Annotated in this window: 16 protein-coding genes; 2 read left to right on the top strand and 14 right to left on the bottom strand. The window is 43.6% G+C overall.

The window, feature by feature from the left end:
• Positions 1-56: 56 nt before the first annotated feature.
• On the bottom strand, positions 57-143 hold the full coding sequence (locus tag SLH55_RS08045; protein ID WP_034763301.1) for a YjcZ family sporulation protein: 87 nt from the start codon (positions 141-143) through the stop codon (positions 57-59).
• Between the two features lie 187 nt (positions 144-330).
• Here SLH55_RS08045 and SLH55_RS08040 point away from each other — a divergent pair, with 187 nt between their 5' ends.
• The gene (locus tag SLH55_RS08040) at positions 331-1,284 is read left to right on the top strand and encodes a peptidylprolyl isomerase (RefSeq protein WP_219165676.1); all 954 of its coding nucleotides are present in this window, start codon (positions 331-333) and stop codon (positions 1,282-1,284) included.
• A 51-nt stretch (positions 1,285-1,335) separates the two neighbouring features.
• Here the strand turns inward: SLH55_RS08040 and SLH55_RS08035 are convergent, their stop codons facing one another.
• The 7 genes from SLH55_RS08035 to SLH55_RS08005 all read right to left on the bottom strand — a co-directional run bounded on the left by SLH55_RS08035 (position 1,336) and on the right by SLH55_RS08005 (position 10,855).
• On the bottom strand, positions 1,336-1,515 hold the full coding sequence (locus SLH55_RS08035) for a sporulation YhaL family protein (protein ID WP_219165677.1): 180 nt from the start codon (positions 1,513-1,515) through the stop codon (positions 1,336-1,338).
• Between the two features lie 118 nt (positions 1,516-1,633).
• Positions 1,634-2,575 (bottom strand): 3'-5' exoribonuclease YhaM, encoded by a 942-nt coding sequence (gene yhaM, locus SLH55_RS08030; protein WP_219165678.1) that lies wholly within the window; start codon positions 2,573-2,575, stop codon positions 1,634-1,636.
• Positions 2,576-2,775: 200 nt separating this feature from the next.
• Entirely contained in the window at positions 2,776-4,005 is a 1,230-nt protein-coding gene (locus tag SLH55_RS08025; protein WP_374939746.1) for an MFS transporter, read from the bottom strand.
• Between the two features lie 112 nt (positions 4,006-4,117).
• The gene (locus tag SLH55_RS08020; RefSeq protein WP_320323145.1) at positions 4,118-7,087 is read right to left on the bottom strand and encodes an ATP-binding protein; all 2,970 of its coding nucleotides are present in this window, start codon (positions 7,085-7,087) and stop codon (positions 4,118-4,120) included.
• Complete coding sequence (locus tag SLH55_RS08015; RefSeq protein ID WP_219165681.1) at positions 7,084-8,292, bottom strand: metallophosphoesterase family protein; 1,209 nt, start codon at positions 8,290-8,292, stop codon at positions 7,084-7,086. Before SLH55_RS08015 ends, SLH55_RS08020 begins: the two co-directional genes overlap by 4 nt.
• 420 nt (positions 8,293-8,712) lie before the next feature.
• Entirely contained in the window at positions 8,713-9,963 is a 1,251-nt protein-coding gene (locus SLH55_RS08010; RefSeq protein WP_219165682.1) for an ABC transporter permease, read from the bottom strand.
• Entirely contained in the window at positions 9,956-10,855 is a 900-nt protein-coding gene (locus SLH55_RS08005) for an ABC transporter ATP-binding protein (RefSeq protein WP_320323144.1), read from the bottom strand. Before SLH55_RS08005 ends, SLH55_RS08010 begins: the two co-directional genes overlap by 8 nt.
• Positions 10,856-11,028: 173 nt before the next feature.
• Between SLH55_RS08005 and SLH55_RS08000 the strand changes: the two genes are divergently transcribed.
• Positions 11,029-11,214, top strand: a complete 186-nt coding sequence (locus tag SLH55_RS08000; RefSeq protein WP_219165684.1) for a YhzD family protein — start codon at positions 11,029-11,031, stop codon at positions 11,212-11,214.
• A gap of 98 nt (positions 11,215-11,312) precedes the next feature.
• Here the strand turns inward: SLH55_RS08000 and SLH55_RS07995 are convergent, their stop codons facing one another.
• The 6 genes from SLH55_RS07995 to SLH55_RS07970 form a co-directional block, all read right to left on the bottom strand.
• Positions 11,313-12,107 carry an enoyl-CoA hydratase gene (locus tag SLH55_RS07995; protein WP_219165685.1) on the bottom strand — a complete coding sequence of 265 codons (795 nt, stop codon included), beginning with the start codon at positions 12,105-12,107 and terminating at the stop codon, positions 11,313-11,315.
• Between the two features lie 118 nt (positions 12,108-12,225).
• Complete coding sequence (locus tag SLH55_RS07990) at positions 12,226-13,839, bottom strand: long-chain fatty acid--CoA ligase (protein ID WP_320323143.1); 1,614 nt, start codon at positions 13,837-13,839, stop codon at positions 12,226-12,228.
• 189 nt (positions 13,840-14,028) lie between these two features.
• The gene (locus SLH55_RS07985) at positions 14,029-15,525 is read right to left on the bottom strand and encodes a coproporphyrinogen III oxidase (protein WP_219165687.1); all 1,497 of its coding nucleotides are present in this window, start codon (positions 15,523-15,525) and stop codon (positions 14,029-14,031) included.
• 125 nt (positions 15,526-15,650) lie between these two features.
• The gene (locus tag SLH55_RS07980; RefSeq protein WP_320323142.1) at positions 15,651-16,523 is read right to left on the bottom strand and encodes a Cof-type HAD-IIB family hydrolase; all 873 of its coding nucleotides are present in this window, start codon (positions 16,521-16,523) and stop codon (positions 15,651-15,653) included.
• Positions 16,524-16,958: 435 nt separating this feature from the next.
• Entirely contained in the window at positions 16,959-17,312 is a 354-nt protein-coding gene (locus SLH55_RS07975; RefSeq protein ID WP_034763247.1) for a YlbF family regulator, read from the bottom strand.
• Positions 17,313-17,398: 86 nt separating this feature from the next.
• On the bottom strand, positions 17,399-18,538 hold the full coding sequence (locus SLH55_RS07970) for a DUF445 domain-containing protein (protein ID WP_320323141.1): 1,140 nt from the start codon (positions 18,536-18,538) through the stop codon (positions 17,399-17,401).
• Between the last annotated feature and the right edge of the window lie 93 nt (positions 18,539-18,631).

Genomic DNA, 18,631 nt, shown 5'->3' with positions numbered 1-18,631 from the left:
ATCTTATTCAAGTTAGCTGCCATTTGTTTTAGGCTAATGTCATAAATTTAAATTTTTTAGTAAATATATGCGGCACCAACGATGATTAATAAGATGAACAGCACTACGATTAACGCGAATCCGGAATTGTATCCACAGCTCATATTTATTACCTCCTTTTCTCTCTTCGCTCTTATCATATGAAGGAACCTAGGAAATGGGTGTGTAAAATGCCCATTTTTCTGAAGATTAGTTTGGAAAATATTTTTTTTCATGGAAAAAGTGTGTTATAGTATGTTTTGTAGAAATTTGACAAGCCACCAAACGAATATAGTGTAGGAGTTGGTCACCATGAAAAAATGGATCATTTCAGTATCACTGGCTGCCGGAGTGGTAGGACTCGCAGGATGCAGCGGTGACGGTGCTGATGGAAACAGTGACGTTGTTGCAACAACCAAAGCCGGAGACGTAACAAAAGATGAACTTTACAAATCAATGAAGCAAAAATTCACTCCACAAATGGAACAGGCCCTTCAGGAACTGGTTTATACAAAAGTCCTTGAAGAGAAGTATGATGTGTCAAAAGAGGAAGTTGATGAAAAGCTGAACGAAGCGAAAGATCAATTGGGGCCTCAATTCGATATGTTCTTACAACAATATAACCTGGACGAGAAGTCGTTCAAGCAATACTTAAAACTTCAACTTCTTCAAGAAAAAGCCGCTATTTCCGATGTGAAAGTAACGGATAAAGAAGTGAAGGAATACTACGAGAAATGGAAGCCGGATATTAAAGTTCGCCATATCCTTGTAGAAGATGAAAAAACAGCCAAAGAGGTTAAACAGAAGCTGGCTGATGGTGCAAAATTCGAAGATCTTGCCAAAGAATACTCAACAGATCCGGGTTCTGCTGAAAATGGCGGAAGTTTAGGATGGGTAGACTATGCTGGCCGTCAAAACTTTGTTCCTGAATTCTCAAAAGCTCTGGACACTCTTGAAAAAGGCAAAGTGAGCGAGCAGATCAAGACAGAATATGGCTACCATATCATTGAAGTGACAGATAAAAAAGAAAAGAAATCCTTTGACGAAATGAAAAAGGAAATCGAAAAAGAACTGAAGCTTTCCAAAGTGGATCCTCAAAAAATCCAGGAAGCCATGAAAGCAGAGATTGAAAAAGCTGATCTGAACATCAAGGATAAAGATCTGAAAAAGTCATTCGACCAGGTATTGAATCCTCCAGCAGCACCTGAAGGCGGCGAAACACCTGCACCTGAAGGCGAAGCTCCTGCAACAGACAAAGCTGAATAATCAAAAAGGACGGAAGGCTACGCAAGCCTTCCGTCCTTTTTAATGATGACATTATGATGTCAGTTGACGTCTCTTTTCTTTTTCCTCTTCCATCCGGTGTATATAAACTTCTCCCTCTTTTTCAATCCACTCATCTTCCAGCGTCTTCTCTTCCTTGGCCGATTTTATCGTCATAAAGGCACTACCGAAAATTCCTGCTACAACCAGATACATCCAAATAGGCAATGTCATTTGCTTCATCTCCTTATAGGTTTGTCCTCTTTAATGAACATTATATGAGGACAAGGGAGAAAACATGACCGCAAGATGGAAAAAAGAACCCGATCATAGGACCGGATTCTTGAAATCTTTATTTATGAAACGTGGGTTTATAGAATGAACGATTATCAAGTGCGAATACTCTTTCCGTGTACTCTCCAGGCTTCACCCGTTGGAGTGCACGATCGAGCATATTCATCTTCGCATCTACATTATCGATATAGTGAAGAACCTCCGCTTCACGGATAAGCGGCGGCTTCGGACTTCCCCACTCGGCCTTTCCATGATGGCTAAGGACGAGATGTTGAAGGATCATGACCTCTTCTCCTTCAATGCCCAGTTCATCTGCCGCTTTACCTATTTCATTCACCATGATGGAGATGTGTCCGATCAAATTCCCTTCAATCGTGTACGTTGTGGAAGTTGGTCCTGACAGTTCAATGACTTTCCCAAGATCATGCAGGATCACCCCTGCATACAGAAGATCCGAATCAAGGGAAGGATATAGTCCTGCAATGGCCTTGGATAAATCAAGCATGGATACAACGTGATACGCAAGACCCGAAACGAACTCATGATGGTTCTTTGTAGCTGCCGGATATTCGAGGAAAGGCTTCTGATATTTTTTAATCAGGTGTCTCGTGATGCGTTGAATATTCGGGTTTCTCATTTCAAAGATATACTGTGTGATCTTACTCGTCATTTCATCTATGCTCACAGGAGCGGTTTCAAGGAAGTCTGAAATGGCATATCCATCCGCTGGTGAAGCCGGTCGGATCTGCTTGATTTTAAGCTGATTCTTTCCACGGTAACTATGAATATCACCAACGACCCTTACGATCGTTTCAGGCTGATAAGCCTTCTCATCCTGCTCGGAAGCGTCCCAAAGCTTTGCTTCCATGTCTCCGCTTTTATCTTGCAGGATCAACGTTAAAAACGGCTTTCCTGTATTTGTCGTGCCTTTTGTCATTTGCTTGATTAAAAGTGGTAAATCGATGGTCTCACCGACACTGAATTGTGTGATTCCTGTCATATCTTCTCCTCCGTCCAACTATAATAGTAGTTCCAGTATATCATATTTTAATGTGTAAGAAGCGTGGAAAGGGCTAGTGGTCATGTCAAAATTGGTTGTCCCAGGTTTCGGCGCCGAGTCATAGAATGACGCCAACCATTAAAGGTCCGTCCCTCGCATGATTACAAAAAAGCCGCCTCAACTGATGAGGCGGCTTTATGTTAGTTCACTAATTCTCTTTTTTGTTTTTTACTGATCCAGACTTTGGTGGCTAGAAGGCCAACCAGCATGATGAATGCACCAAAGTAGTAAGGGATATGGATATCCCATTCAAATAATGTGCCTGCAAGCAATGGGCCAGCTACGTTCCCTAAACTGAGAAACGAGTTATTCAGCCCCATCACGGTACCCTGCCTTTTTCCGGCCAACTTAGAAATCAGGGAATTCAGAGAAGGCCGGAGCATGGAGTTTCCGATAAAGAAGACCGCCGTCGTTAAGAGGACACCGGTAAAATCAGTGGCAAAGTTCATGATGATAAACCCTACTGCACTCAAAAGTAATGACCAGGTCACTACTTTTTCTTCTCCGAACCGTTTTGTCGCCCTCCCCACGCCGACTCCCTGGACGAGGGTACCTATGATACCGATTATTAGTATGATGATCCCGACCTGCTGTGGCCCATACCCGTACCGCTCCAATGCATAGTAGCTGAAGATCGATTGAAAGTTGGCAAGTCCGAAGCTCATGATGAACACGAGGATCAATAGGAAGCCAACCGGACTCATCACGGCATTCTTCATGACAACGAATCGATTTTCCCGTTTCTCATCCGGATCATATGTCCTTTTTTCCTTCGGATAGGATTCCGGTAAAATGATGACCGAAACGATGGCTGCTATCGATGCCGCCACACCAGCAAAGATGAATGGATAAGAGAGATTGATCTCTGCCAGCCATCCTCCGATTCCTGGTCCTATAACGATACCGAGCCCCATGGCGGCTCCAAGTATACCCATTCCCCGGCCACGATTATCTTCATCCGTGACATCGGACACATAGGCCATGGCAGTCGGCATTAATGCTGAACCAAAGACCCCGGCCAGGATCCTTGATAGAAAGAGCATCCATAATCCCACGGCAAAAGCGAAAATGAATTCAGCGATGGCAAAGCCGATCAGGCCGATGGTAATTAAAGGTTTCCGTCCGATCCGGTCGGATAAACGACCCCAAACTGGTGCAAATAGGAACTGCATAAAAGCAAATACAGCCACCAAAGCTCCGAGGGTCTGGGCATCGGCATTGAATTTTTCTACGTAGAATGGCAGGATCGGAATGACGAGGCCGATTCCAACCATAACGATGAAAAGGTTAAAACTAAGTAACGCAAGTGGACCTCGATTCCGTTTCCACCCTTTTGATTTTGTCATTGATGTATTCCTTCTTTCTGGCACTCATTTCTCTCAACACTCAGATGTATGGTTATAACGGATTGGATGCCCAAAACAAACTCCTTGTATATTGTAACCAATAAAGGATACTAATGCTAATGGAAATCCATTTGATTCATGTAGTCCTGATGGATTCGGTACGCTCTAATTTGATCACCTCATCCTCAAGGAACGACTGTTTAATATGAGGGTGGCAGGTGAAAAATAACACCTGGTGGTCCGTTGCCACTTTTCTCAGGAGTCTAAGAAATGCCTGTGTTCTGTTCAGATCAAAGTTGACTACTCCATCATCAATCAGAACAGGCAAAGAATATTTGTCACCCATTGTTTGAATAAGAGCGAAGCGGATCGATATGAATAGCTGCTCTTTCGTTCCCTGACTGAGCTCGACTGCATGAAAGACGATCCCATCCTTCCTCTCAACTTTGACCATTTCATCTTCCAATAAGAAAACACGGTGATAGTGCCCTTCCGTCATTTCTTTGAAGTTTTCTTCTGCAAGCTGCATGACTTTTGGCATTTTGGTTTTCTGATACAGGTCCATGGTTTTCTTTAAGGAGGCCCCAGCCAATGTATATTTGGACCATTCAAGGGCAAGTTCCTGAAGCTCGGCTTTTTTGCTTTGGAATTCTTGAAGGATAGCAGAAAAGCTCTTTCCTTCCTCTAATGTTTTGATTTCATATGAAAGGGAGGCAAGCTCTTTTTGACTTGCAGACAGGTTGCTCGAGAGACTTTCAATGGATTGTACGACTCTGGTCAATTCCTTCCTGCTTTCTTCCATTGATTCAAACTCCATGAACGAGTCGAGGGTCCTCTGGGGCAATCTTGTTTTCAGCCCCTTATATTGAGAACAGAGCTCGGTGAGTTCCTCTACCCGGAGGGCCATCTCCCGGAATTCCACTTCACCGGTACAGCCTGCTTCCTTGATAAGGACCAGAATGTCATCTTGAATCTTTCTGACTTCATTAGTAAGCTTGTCGATTTCCAAGGACAAAGGTTCTAATTCCGCGGCAATATTTTCAGTTACGAGCTGACGTTTCTCTAAATCCTGTATGATTCTTTCCATTTGAATCAAGGCTTCGTCCATTGTTGTGAACGGGAGTGAGCGGCGGTGGAACCATTTCCGGCACTCTTCTTTGTATTCATCCAACTTCCTTGCAGTATAAGCCTCTTCTTCAGATAAATGGATAAACGTTTCATAGTTGGAGACTAATTCTTTCATTTTCGCAAAAGCATCACGGAGCCACTTCCAATGGAAATCCGCAGGCAGGCATAACTCCCTTTTCAGGTGAGTCAGCCTTTCTTCTCCCAGGGCGATTGCCTTCTCATTCTCTTCCTTCCTCTCATGCACTTTCTGCATTTTCCTTTCCTGCTCTTCTAATGAAAGGATGCGCTGTTTCCATTCGTTTCGGTATTCCATTTGTTCTTTGAAGCTTTGTTCCGCCAACTCATGAGATACATACTCCGTCTCTCCTTCCGGTTGGAGCTCTTTTGCCTTAGCCTTAAGTTTATTGATGGTGAGGGATTCATTGTGGAGGTTCCTCCGTGACTGTAAGCCTGTTACTCCTACTGCAATCAGAAACAGTAAGCTCATCCCTGTCACAATCCAACTCCCCGACAAGATCCCCCACGCACCCAGTCCTAATAAAATCAGAAGTAATCCACCGCTTATTAGCATCTGATAAGAGAAAGAAGCTTTTTTTCTACGATAATTTTCTTCTGACTCTTTGACTTGCATGTTCATCCACTTCATCTGTTCCCATGTGGATTGCTTTCCAGAGTCTGCTTTGACCTTCCGTTGTAACTCTTGAAATTCGTCTTCTTCCATCAACTGGTTTTCCAGAAGTTCGCATTTTTTTTCGATAGCTTGAAGCTCTTCTGCTTCATCGTCTTGAAGTTTATACAAACTCTCACGCTCATGAAGGAGTTTCGATTGGCGCTCCAATGCTTGATGGATGTTCTCAGACATCATAAGGCTTGTATTCAGTGCAGGGATTTCTTCCATCTCGATATGCAGTCCCAATTCCCTGATCGTGTCCTTGATTTGGCTTTGCACCATTTTCAGTTCTCTGCCTCGCTCACTGATTTCTTCTCTCCATTTTAGGTAAAAAGTTTGCTCTGATAATACTTTTTCTATAAATGGAATATCCTCTCTCAAGCTCAGATCGAGATCTTCCTCTTCTAATTTCTGTTTGAGTTTTGCTTGTTTTTTTATAAGGGTTTCAAGGTAAGCGGACGTTTGTCTTTCCTCCACTTTCATCTTGTTCAGTCTCTCTAAACCTTTAGCAGGGAATTCAATGCCTTCTAACTGTGAAATGCGTTCTTCCACTTCTTTGAACTGAATAAGGGTATCCCAATTTTCACTAACGGAAACCAGATTCCCCCTTTTTTCAGAGAGGATCTCCTTTTCCTTTTCCATGGAGGAAATGTCCGACTCCAATGATCGGCGTCTGGCTATGAGGGGCATGTACTGATCATTTTTCTCCTTTTCTTCCCTTACCTGCTTTTCAAGCGCCTTTAATTCGGATAATGCCTGATTGATCTTTGGTTTTCTGCCTGATTTCTTAAACAGCTGCTCTCTTTCTTTCTGCCAATCCTGAGCAAGCTTCAATAGGAGATCCGTCCCTGATGAGCCTGCTGTGAAGAGATACCGGTTCAGTTCTTCCTTTTTGAGGCGCTGGATGTTTTGAAGGCCATCCAAGTTGAAGGAAAATATGTTTTGATAGGTGGTCCGGTCCATTTTACCGAGCAAATGTTGGAGGGATTCTTCTCCTTCCATTCTCCCGTCTTCAAATTGGACGGTAACGTCACCAGAAGCCTTCCCTTTGATACGCTCGATGCTTACCATTCCCTGACCCTCGATTTGACATAGGATTTTCCCGCCATACTCTGTCGATGATTTCGGAACGTATCTCAATAAGGTTTGCTGTTTCGTTGGAAAACCGAATAGAATGCTGTGAATGAATGACATGATTGTCGATTTTCCTGCTTCGTTTTCTCCGTAGAATAATTGAAGATCGCTTAGCGAATAATGCTTGTTTACTATTTTTCCATATCCGTAAATATGAAGTTCTATCAATTTCAATTTCGATCACCACCGCTCAGTAAGTGCTTCGCTTCCCGTTTTAAGGAACTCTTTTCATCTTCTTCCAAGGGGGACAGAAAGCGATAGATGGACGGATGCTCATACAGTTCTGCCATGGCTTCCTTCCATTCTTCTCCTTCCATGCTTTCAAGGGTTAAGATCACTTCCTGTATAAATGGATCCTGTTCCCTGAGACCCGATGTACGAGAAGACAGGCGAATGGAGTGAACCCATCTCAATACCCCATGGCTTTCAAAATCGGACTGAATCGCCTCAAGAAGCTCGCCATTCTCGATCCTGTTCCTCATCTCCCAGGGCAGTGAATCTTCATCTGTAACAACGATTTCAATTAAACTTTCACCACTAAGAGATTCCATTGCCTGTTGAATCCGCTGAAACACCTCACCAAACCGCTTGATACCTTGTAGGGAGACAGTACATGTTTCCCATAACAAGTCGTGGGTAGCTATAAACGACAGCTCTGTATGATGCCCATCCAATACGACTTCATAACAGCCTTTATCACCCTTTTCCTTGCGGTGCCTTCCCTGAATGTTTCCGGGATAGACGATAAAAGGTTCTTCATGTAAGATACGCCGTTCATGAATATGCCCAAGTGCCCAGTAATGGTAGTTCTTCTCCACCAGTTCACCTATCGTAAAAGGGGCGTACGTCTCATGAGACGAATCGATGCTCCCTTCACTTCCATGAAGGACTCCTATCGTGTAACGCCCGGCAACCGCTTTGGGGTATTCCCCGATTCTTCTTTCTCTAATATGCCTTGACCCATAGCTGAAGCCTACTATATCCACTGTTTCACCATTCTTGGTGATGAACTGTTTCACTTCTGTATTTTCGTGAAATATATGTATATTATCCGGCATATCAAGCTCTAAGCGATGGCTTCCCAGGTGATCATGGTTCCCGTGCACGACATAAACAGGAATATCATTTGAATCCAGCAGATGAAATTGTTTCAATAATTTTGCCTGAGCCCTTATGCTCCTGTCTTCTTCATCAAACAAATCCCCGCTGATGATCATAAAGTCGATTTGCCTTTCAATTGCTTCTTTCACTACTTTTTCAAAAGAAGCAAAGGTGCTATTATGTATTCGTTCAAACACTTCTTTGGGTAAATGTTTCAGTCCCATAAACGGACTGTCTAAATGTAAATCTGCTACATGAAAAAATCGGATACTCCCCATGAAGCTCCCTCCCTGCACTACGAATATACGTTCTTATATTCCTCCATTATATCCTAAAACCGGTGAACATTTCAGTATGTATTCATAATTTAGCTTTTTAAAGAAAAAGAGGCTGGGACATAACTAAATCTATACACTCTAAAGACGAACAATGAGATTACGTGTTACACCGCTGTTGATTTCCGTGCAAGACTTCGCTTTCCTCGGGCGGAAGGCGAGCCTCCTCGTCGCTGTCGCTCCTGCGGGGTCTCACCTATTCCGCTTTTCCCGCAGGAGTCTTCGTCTTGCACTCCAATCAAAAGCTAGAACCTGCTTAATACAAAGATTATAAACATTAAAAATCCGAACGAGTTAGATTTTCATCAAATCACTCGTTCGGATTTTTCTTTATCTGAAACCCTTTTGTCCCAGCCTCTTATCTTATTTCTTCGATGTAAGATCGATCGCTTTCTTAATATCTTTATACGAATTGGATTTACCGTACAGAAGGACCCCACCTCGATAAACGCGTGCACCGAAAACACCCAACAGGACGATGGTCAAAAGAAGGAGCACAATCCCGATGATTGGTTCATACAACGGCAGATTCAACATACCGACCCGGAGGAACATGACCATCGGTGTGAAGAAGGGGATATAAGACGTTACCGTGACAAAGCCTGATTCCGGATTCCCGAGGCCAAACATCGAAATGAAGAATCCGATCATGATCAGGAAAGTCATCGGCATGATCATCTGCTGGACATCTTCGATTCGGCTCACAAGTGATCCCAATAAGGCTGCAAGGGTTGCATACAGGAAGTACCCCAGCAAAAAGAAGACAACGGCATAAATGATGACACTTACTGATAAGGATTCAAATCCAAATCCATCAAAGAATCCTCCTACCAGTTCATCCTTCTTGCGGATCAGGGTAAAGTAGCCTACACCAAGGATAACTCCCAATTGAGTCAAACCTGCCAGACCGATCCCGATGATTTTCGCAAACATTTGTTTCACTGGTGACACACTTGAAATGAGGATTTCCATGACCCTTGAACTTTTCTCCGTCGCGACTTCCATAGCCGTCATATTGGCATAAGCTATGACAGAGAAATAAATGAAGAATAATAGCACATAAACAATGCCTCTTGCCTGACTCAATTCTTCCTCCGATTTGGCACCTTCAACGAGGGCTTCTTTCTCGAATTCAACCGGGCCGCTTAACAGCGAGAGCTCTTCACCTGAAAGTTCCAGCTTACTTGCGGCTTGGGCGGATTTAATATTCTGCAAGGCGATCTGCAATTCTCCCGTTACTGCAGACTCCGATAATGAATTGGATTTGTACAGAGCTTTCGGCAGTCCGTCCCCATTTTCGCTTAATAACAGTAAACCTTTCAGCTCTTCTGACTCAATCTTCTTCTCCAATTCTTCCGTTGACCCAGAGGAAGGTACTAACTGAATCTCACTATCCATTGTCTCCAACTGCTGAACGAGTGGGTCATATAGCTTACCCGTTTCGTCCTGAACCGCTATCTTGCTTCCTTCATCATCGGTGAAGCTTGAGATCACACTGTCGAAATTGGCCAGCAGTACAAGGGCTGCGGCAATGATGACCGTTGAAATGATAAAGGATTTAGCCTTAAGTTTTGACATATACGAGTGACCCAGGATCAAGAAGAAATTATTCATAAGAGGTTCCCACCTTTTCTATAAAAATATCATTCAAGGACGGTTCCTCTAATTCGAATTTACGCAGGAAACCTTTTTGTACGACATCGTGGAAAACTCCTTGTGCTGCTGTCTCCGATTCCACCTGCAGAAGGACACCTTCGGTTGTTTCTTTAAGCTTCGTCACGCCATGGAGGTCTTTTAGATACGTCAGATCAAAATCTGCATGGATCACTACATTCTTCTTTCCAAAGGAACGTTTAATTTCCTTCAGACCACCATGCACAACCGGACGTCCTTTATGCATGATACACAGACTCTCACAAAGTTCCTCCACATGCTCCATCCGATGACTTGAAAATACGATCGTTGTCCCGCTTTTCTTGATCTCCCTGACGGCGTTCTTCAATAACTCAACATTCACCGGATCAAGACCGCTGAATGGTTCGTCCAGTATTAAGAGTTTCGGCTTGTGGATGACCGAGGCGATGAATTGTATTTTCTGCTGATTTCCTTTGGACAGCTCCTCGACTTTCTTGTTAAGGTACTGAGGAACATTGAACCGCTCCAGCCAAATGGTTAACTCCTTCAGGATCTCTCTTTTCTCCATTCCCCGAAGACGTGCCAGATAGACGATTTGATCGCTCACCTTCATCTTAGGGTAGAGTCCTCTTTCTTCCGGTAGATATCCGATTTCAGGACTGGTGGAATAATCAATCCCTTTCCCGTTCCACGTAATCCTGCCTTCTGTTGCATCCAACAATCCCAACACCATTCGAAAGGTCGTCGTTTTCCCGGCGCCATTCGCTCCGAGGAATCCAAACATCTCACTCGGGGGGATCTCAAGTGACAGCTCATCTACCGCTGTAAAATTCCCAAACCTTTTGGTTACCTGTTGTATTTTTAAACTCATGTTTCGCTTCTCCCTCCTGTTGCGTCATCCTTTTCTCTAGTACTCTACGATTTCATCTAGAAAAGGTTTCATTTTCCACCCTTTTTCATTATCAAACAATTTAGACTTCCCAAAAAAAAGATAGTATGAAAAAATATAGTAGTACATTATTTTAATACAAAGGGGTATTAACAATGAAAGTATACAAATTGACAGTATTTGAGAGTGACGGAAAAAAAATACTGGATGAATCATTCGAAGCTTCATCTGACAGCGACGCAAAGAAAATGGGCGAATCGATGCTCGAGGAAAAAGGATACAGCGAGCACACACATCGCTGCACATCCCCCCTCGGGAAACTGTTATTGTTTCACGTATAAGATCTTTTTTGCATTACAGGCGTTTTTGTCTGTGATGCATTTTTTTATTGTGTATTACGAAAAAAGGAACCTACCATTCAGGCAGGTTCACATGTATTTCATTCACCCTTGAATTGGGGTCTTCTTTTTTCCACGAAAGCTTGAATGCCTTCTTTATGATCGGATGTTTGGCGCATGAGCCACTGACCTTCCTTCTCCAGATCCAGTGCATGCTGCAACCTTTCTTTGTTCAGGGCTACATACACTTCTTTCGTTTTCAACATGGCTTTCGTCGGCGCACTTAATACCTGTTTGGTATATCGCGCTATCCCTTCCTCCAATTTACCTGAAGGAATGGCTTCATCGACAAGGCCTTTCATCAAGGCTTCCTGCCCTTCAAATACTTTGCCGTTCCATATCAACCGTTTTGCTTTATGTGCTCCCAGGCGCTCTTCCAGAAGGAAATGACTGCCCCCATCAGGGATCAAGGCAATTCCGATAAAGTTCATGGCAAGCTTGCTGTCTTCTTCACACAGAATATAATCCGAAGCCAGTGCGAGACTCAGTCCAAGCCCCGCAGCCGCTCCGTGGATGCCTGTCAGGACCACTTTCGGCATTGAGTATAAAGTCATCACCAGTTCACTAATTGTATCCATAATTCCTGAGAACTGCTCCTCGCCACTTAATTGGAGCATGGACTTAATATCTCCCCCGGAAGAAAACCCCTTTCCTTCCCCCGTCAGGATCAACAAAGAAATCGATGGATCACTCTTCACCTCTTTAAGGGCTGCCAGCAGCTCTTCCATAAGACGAGCGTCCAATGCATTCAGGGACTGAGGCCGATTCAATAATAGCCTCGCCACTTTCCCCTCTTTATGTAATTTTACTGTTTCATATTGATTTGACACTGTCAAAATAATCCCTCCCCTTTCTATTATCATAGCGCATGTCTCTCATTACAGGAATGTTTTTTTAGAAAAGTGCAATAATTCAAAAGAGAGACCGGCATTCAGCCGACCTCCCCCCGAATACTCAAATTTGCTTTATTTGATCTTGAACCTGATCCCGGAGAGCTCTCTTTAAAAATTTCCCCACTGACGTCTTTGGAATTTCTTCAAGGAACAGAATCTCATCCGGCAGCCACCATTTCGCAAACTGCGGTTTCAGGAAATCCATGACGTCTTCCTTTGTCACCATTCCTTTTCCGGATTCCTTTAGGACAACACAGGCAACCGGCCGTTCCTGCCATTCTTCGTGCGGCACCGCAACGACAGCAGCTTCAAAAATATGCTCATGGGCCATGAGGGCATTCTCTAGATCCACAGAAGAAATCCATTCCCCACCAGATTTGATGAGGTCCTTTGTCCGATCCACAATCTTAATGTATCCCTCTTCATCAATGGTAACGACATCTCCCGTGTACAGCCAGCCATCCCGGAATGCATCCTTTGTTCTCTCATCTTCATAATATTCCGAGGCAATCCACGGTCCTCTTAATGCCAGTTCCCCCATTTCGACACCATCCCAGGCTACCTCACCGTCTTTGCCGACGATTTTCATATCCAACCCCGGTACAAGGATTCCCTGCTTTGCTTTCAGTTCGAGCTTATCTTCAGCTGAAAGATTATCATGATAGCTTTTGGAAGAAGCAATGACAGCAAGCGGGCTTGTCTCGGTCATTCCATATGCATGCATGAACGGAATGCCGAACTTCTCTTCAAATGTTCGAATCATGCCTTTAGGCGCAGCTGATCCCCCACATAAAATCGAGCGGAGACTGGAAAGATCGTATTCATTCTTTTCCAATTCATTAAGAAGCCCAAGCCAAATCGTTGGAACGCCTGCTGAAATGGTCACTTTTTCATCCTGCATGAGCTCTGCAAGAAGTCCCGGGGTGAAATATGGTCCGGGAAGAACCTGCTTCGTGCCGAACCACACCGATGCAAAAGGCATTCCCCATGCATTCACATGGAACATCGGTACCACAGGCAGGGCAACATCTCTTTCACTGACTCCCGTCGTATCAGCGAGGCCAAGAGCCATTGCGTGCAACACAATCCCTCTATGAGAATAAATGACTCCTTTAGGATTACCGGTCGTAGCTGAGGTGTAACACATTCCTGCAGGAGAATTCTCATCAATGTCTGTACGGAATGGGAAAGTCGGGTCCCCCTCATCCAATAATCGTTCATAATGATATACGGGCTCCAGAGTCGTCTCGGGCAAATCCCCATCGGTCATGACAATGAATGCTTTGACTGTCGGGATCTGGTCTTTGATTTTTTCAATGAGTGGAACGACATCAGGGTCTATGAGCAATACTTGATCCCCGGCATGGTTGATGATGTAAGAGATGTGCTGTGGCGATAAGCGGATGTTGATCGTATGTAGGACAGCTCCGCTGCACGGAATGGCAAAGTACGCTTCAAGGTGACGGTGATGATTCCAGGCAAGCGTCCCTACTTTATCCCCTTCTTCGATTCCTAGTTTTGACAAGGAACTTGCGAGTCTTCTCGTCCGTTCAGCCCACTGTTTGTATGTAAAGCGGGTTATGCCGGACTCTGTACGGGAAACGATTTCTTTCTTAGGAAAATACTTTTCAGCTCGTTCAATCATTTGTGTCAAAAGCAGAGGTGTTTGCATCATACTCAATCTCTCCCCTCAATATAGTAAGCGCTTCCAATAAGTGTTTGATTTTCTATGTCTATCTAACTAATTCTCTCCTTTCTTTAATTATTCCTTTTAGTATTATCGAAAAATTCGGGTAATGACCGAGTAGGTTGTATGAAAAAAAAGGGTGTCCCTTTAGCATAAGCTATCAGGGCACCCTCTTTGTTATGAGAATAAGTCATTTAATATCTTAATTTTCTTTTCAGTATACTCCTTGAATCCAAGATTATAGGCATTCGGTTCTTTCGGATTGGCAAAATGCGTGATCTTACCAGTCTTCGGATCAATGAATTTACTTGCCGCCCCGCAGCCGATGCCGATGATCGTTTGGACTTCTTCCATGATCATGATGTTATAGATGCTATCCTGTCCGGGAAGGGCATAACCTACGTTCTCTAAGTTACCAAGGATATTTTTTTGACGGTATAAATAGTAAGGTTCATAGCCGTGTTCCTTTGTCCACTCTTCAGCAAGGTTCATCATCTTCCCAATTTCATGCCGGTCAGCTACTTTGTATTTGTCTTTGTTCTTCGTCATTTCAGACGCTCTTTTAAAGGACAGAGTATGAACTGTCAACGATTCCGGCATGAGCTTCTCGGTTTCATCCAATGAGTGCTGAAGTTCGGGAAGCTCTTCACCGGGAAGTCCGATGATCAAATCCATATTGATATTGTTCATTCCCATACTGCGGGATAAATGAAACTTATCAATGGTTTCTTCTACTGTGTGATGACGGCCGATCGCTTTTAACGTTTCCTGGGTGTACGATTGAGGGTTGATGGAAATCCGGTCGATATTCCACTTGTTGAGCACCTCTAATTTATCCTCGGAAATCGTATCGGGTCTTCCTGCCTCAACTGTCACTTCCCTTACTTTATCGACATCAGGGAAGGATCGGTACATCTCTTCATACAGAGCATCCATTTCTTCTGCCGTGATGGAGGTTGGGGTACCGCCGCCATAATAAATGGTCGTTATTTTAATATTTTTTTCCTTCATCCAGCGTCCCATTTCCTGGATTTCGTAGTGAAGTCCTGCAAGGAACGAATCGACACGACCTTGTTTACCCAGTATCGCGTATGCAGGAAAAGTACAGTAAGCACATTTGGTCGGGCAGAACGGGATACCAATATAAATACTCACTTCATGCTGAAGATCATAAAGATCCGGCACGACAGAAAGCTGACGATCGACGATGTTTTGCATAAGATCGATCTTTTCATCTGTAATGAGGTATTCTTTTTTCAATTTTTCATGGATCTCCTCTTTTGGGACCCCGAGCTGTGTCTGCTTATGCAAGAGCTTCGTCGGCCGGATACCCGTTAAAATCCCCCACTTCTGCCTGATTTCAGTCAGATCTTGAAGAACATTTAAATAAACATGGGAAACGGCGGTTTTCAGTTGTTTAAAGCGCTCTTTCTCATTTTCATACGGAGTCCACTCATGTTCATAATGGGCACTGTACGATTGTACTTTTGAGGATTCCGTTAATACGGCTGCCGCTTCTATTTTTTCAGCTGTAGAAAGTTCTATATGGACTTGAAGGTCAGCATTGTCACATGAACCGAAATGAACCTGAGTCTCTTCAAAGAATAAATTGGCTATCAATCGCAGGGGGCGTTCAAAACGCTCATCCTCGATTCCTTTTATCAAAACATTCACGTTGTAATCACCTTTCACAAAACTAATAAGCTTTTATAAGTGTACAGAAAGGGGTGGGAATGGTCAATGGTCGGTACTTTGGCATTATAAAAACAAACCCCCGCATTAAATGCGGGGGCCTTTCATTACGATTTTATGATATTCATTTTTTTCAGGAATGGGATGGGATGCTGTTTTCGAAACAGCTCAGTCACAAAGTACGGAATCCCTTTTTCAACCTGGCTGCGGGTGATCCAGTTTGCCGCAGCCCGTACTTGGGGAGGGGAATCTCCCATAGCGACGCCAAGCCCTGAGCATGTCATGCAATCGATATCATCTATACCTGAACCGACCATCACGATTTGATCCTTCTTCACGCCGAGCCTTTCAGAAAGATACATCAATCCACGGAGCTTGGATACACCCTTCGGCACGATATCCAATTTATAATCAGATGTCGGAATGGCATCCACTTCTTCATACATACCTTTTAAAGAAGCGACAACATCCCATACATCCTCCCTATGTTCCATGACTACGGAGATTTTTGGTACAGACATCGGATTCTCCAAAAGATGATCGCTTACACGGTCTACAAACTGTTTACTGTAAAGTAGTTTCGATTCCCGTTGCCATGAAACCTTTGCCATCTCCCTGGCCTGTGTATTGGCTTTTCCTACGATGGAACGCTTTTCATGGGAAAGGTGTATCTGGCTTGAGAAGCCTTCCAGAAATTGAACAATTTCATACGTAATATCCTCGGCAATCTTTTTCACATACATCGGCTTTTCAAGCTCTCCAGCGATATAAGCTCCACTATGTGTCACGATCGGACTGTCAAGCTTCAGGGCTTTGGCAACTTTTTTTGCGGATGCAAAGCTCCTGCTGGTGACCAATGTGACCGGAACCCCTTTATCTTGAACGTACTCAATTGCTTCCTTCGTTTCCTTCGCAATTTTTCCGTTTTCATTCACGATGGTGCCATCAATATTCAAAGCCATCATTCGATAGATCATCATTGGTGTCCCCCCTATATGTTGTCTACTCCCTTTCTTTACTTTTATGAAGGAGGATAGACAAATATGACAAGGAGCGGGATAGGAAATGATGCCCCCGTCATAAATGGAGGCTTGGATCGTTGAACAGCTTAGAAAAAAAGGGTTGAAACTGGGGTTAAGGGAAATTCCATTACGATATTTCTTATATCGGGACATTTGGAGAATGTATATATGTTTGACGGGACGTTAATTGCGTCATTTTGGGGCTTGATTGCGTCATTTTATTATTAATTGCGTCATTTTCAACTTAATTGCGTCATTTTTTATTTTAATGCGTCATTTCCGACCTTAATTGCGTATTTTTAACAAATATTGGAAAAGCAATCACCAGAACCAGACAACAACCAATAAAAAAACCGACTCCCCATTAGGAAGTCGGTCCCTATTCAACACTTATTATTTTTGCATAGAACCGTAAAGCTCTTCAAGCGGCTTCATGATGACTTTGTTTAAGTCATTGATGACCATGCTCATGCGTTGCTCAGCTTCCATGAGCTTCGCGATTTTCTCATGCTGTTGAACAAGTTGAGCTGTCTTTTGAGCCTGCTCCACTTCTTCCTGAGAGATTTCTTCACCGCTCATTTGTTTTTGTTGAAGTGTCATTTGAATGTTTCTGAAGTTTTCAAACATCTTGTTAGCAGATTCGTCATTGTTTACTTCATCATACATTTTTTTCAGTTGTAGAAATTCATCGCTTTGACGCAATGCACTTTCTAATTCGTTTGCTTGATCGTATAAGTTAATAGCCAAAATACGTACCTCCTATAATTTCACTCTCCCTCACTATAACAAACAATAGTGAGGATTTCTAGGAAGGACCCTTAAACGAGCGTAAATCAGGATATCAATAGAGCGATAATACCTTGGATAATCCCGATCACTCCCCCGAGCAATGCCCCGAGATATGTGATCATCTTGAATTCTCTACGTGAAATGCCAAGTACAAGTTCTTCCAACCTGCCTACTGAGAAGGATTCTACCTGCTCCTGCACGATTTGCTGAAGATGCATCTTCTCCATCAGGTTCGGAATCTTCCTGGATAAGAGGTCCGTCCCTCTATCCACCCATTTAGGGAGCTGGGTTTGGAAGAAGGCTTGCTTGTGCGGCTCGAGCCAGTGGCTGAGCGGCTTGGATAGATGTTCTTCGATGTTGACGAGTTTGACAATGGAGGTTTGGGCCGTCATGATCAAGTCTTCTTCAGGCAATCGGTCGATGAATTCTTCCAGTTTCATCTGTTTCAGCTTCGACCACTCTTTCGTCAAGAGGTTAAACAGGATTTCCTGTGTTCCTTCATGCTTGATGAACTTCACGATTTCAGGTTGTACTTTATCCGCAACCGACGTGTTGCCTAAGAACATTCCAAGCATATTCCCCAGCATACCGCGTTCCTTCAGGAAATCGTCGATCATGATTTTCACTTTCATCTTTCCTTCCGGGCTCGTGAAATAAGTTTCCGCCCGGCCTGCGATGAAGTCAACCAGTCTTGGAATATTCTCTGCCACTTTTTCCTGCCACTTTTCAGGGAGAGCTTCTTCAAGGGTCTGGGATGTATAGGATGCTTTTGCATCCTTGATTTTGACAGCGATCCACTCCTCAAGCCATACGTTTAACCGCTCAGAAGATACGGGGACTTGCAGGATGTCCATCCATTCGTTCACCGTTTTATCCGATGTGAATACCGGTTGCAATTCTTCTGATAGCCAACGAGTCACATCTTTTTGAAAATCGTCATTCATCACTTTTTTCTGAAGACTTTCCGGTGTGATTAAATGGTCCACCACCATTTTCCCAAGCTGTTCCGCCAATTCCCCCCGGCGCTTCGGGATCAGCCCAGGTGTGAAGGGAACTTTAAATTTCCCGATATAGTATGCCCGATACGGCCTAAATAACATTTTTATCGCCAATGAATTGGTGACTCCTCCAATGAGGGCACCGACAATGACCATGAATAATATGAGGATGAAAGCATCCAGCATGAGTGCACCTTCCTTTTCTACTTCTTTCGTTTGAACATTTTGCCCATGTTTACATAGTATGCTATATCAACATTAGCCCAATAAATCATTATA

The sequence above is a fragment of the Rossellomorea sp. YZS02 genome (assembly GCF_033963925.1).
Lineage (GTDB): Bacteria > Bacillota > Bacilli > Bacillales > Bacillaceae_B > Rossellomorea.
The sequence above is the reverse complement of the archived record's forward strand: the minus strand, read 5'-3'. Positions and strand labels throughout refer to the sequence as shown.

Coding starts and splice junctions, on each gene's coding strand:
- SLH55_RS08045 (WP_034763301.1), bottom strand. CDS start 143: ATGAGCTGTGGATACAATTCCGGATTCGCGTTAATCGTAGTGCTGTTC.
- SLH55_RS08040 (WP_219165676.1), top strand. CDS start 331: ATGAAAAAATGGATCATTTCAGTATCACTGGCTGCCGGAGTGGTAGGA.
- SLH55_RS08035 (WP_219165677.1), bottom strand. CDS start 1,515: ATGACATTGCCTATTTGGATGTATCTGGTTGTAGCAGGAATTTTCGGT.
- yhaM (WP_219165678.1), bottom strand. CDS start 2,575: ATGACAGGAATCACACAATTCAGTGTCGGTGAGACCATCGATTTACCA.
- SLH55_RS08015 (WP_219165681.1), bottom strand. CDS start 8,292: ATGGGGAGTATCCGATTTTTTCATGTAGCAGATTTACATTTAGACAGT.
- SLH55_RS08010 (WP_219165682.1), bottom strand. CDS start 9,963: ATGAATAATTTCTTCTTGATCCTGGGTCACTCGTATATGTCAAAACTT.
- SLH55_RS08005 (WP_320323144.1), bottom strand. CDS start 10,855: ATGAGTTTAAAAATACAACAGGTAACCAAAAGGTTTGGGAATTTTACA.
- SLH55_RS08000 (WP_219165684.1), top strand. CDS start 11,029: ATGAAAGTATACAAATTGACAGTATTTGAGAGTGACGGAAAAAAAATA.
- SLH55_RS07990 (WP_320323143.1), bottom strand. CDS start 13,839: ATGATGCAAACACCTCTGCTTTTGACACAAATGATTGAACGAGCTGAA.
- SLH55_RS07980 (WP_320323142.1), bottom strand. CDS start 16,523: ATGATGATCTATCGAATGATGGCTTTGAATATTGATGGCACCATCGTG.
- SLH55_RS07970 (WP_320323141.1), bottom strand. CDS start 18,538: ATGCTGGATGCTTTCATCCTCATATTATTCATGGTCATTGTCGGTGCC.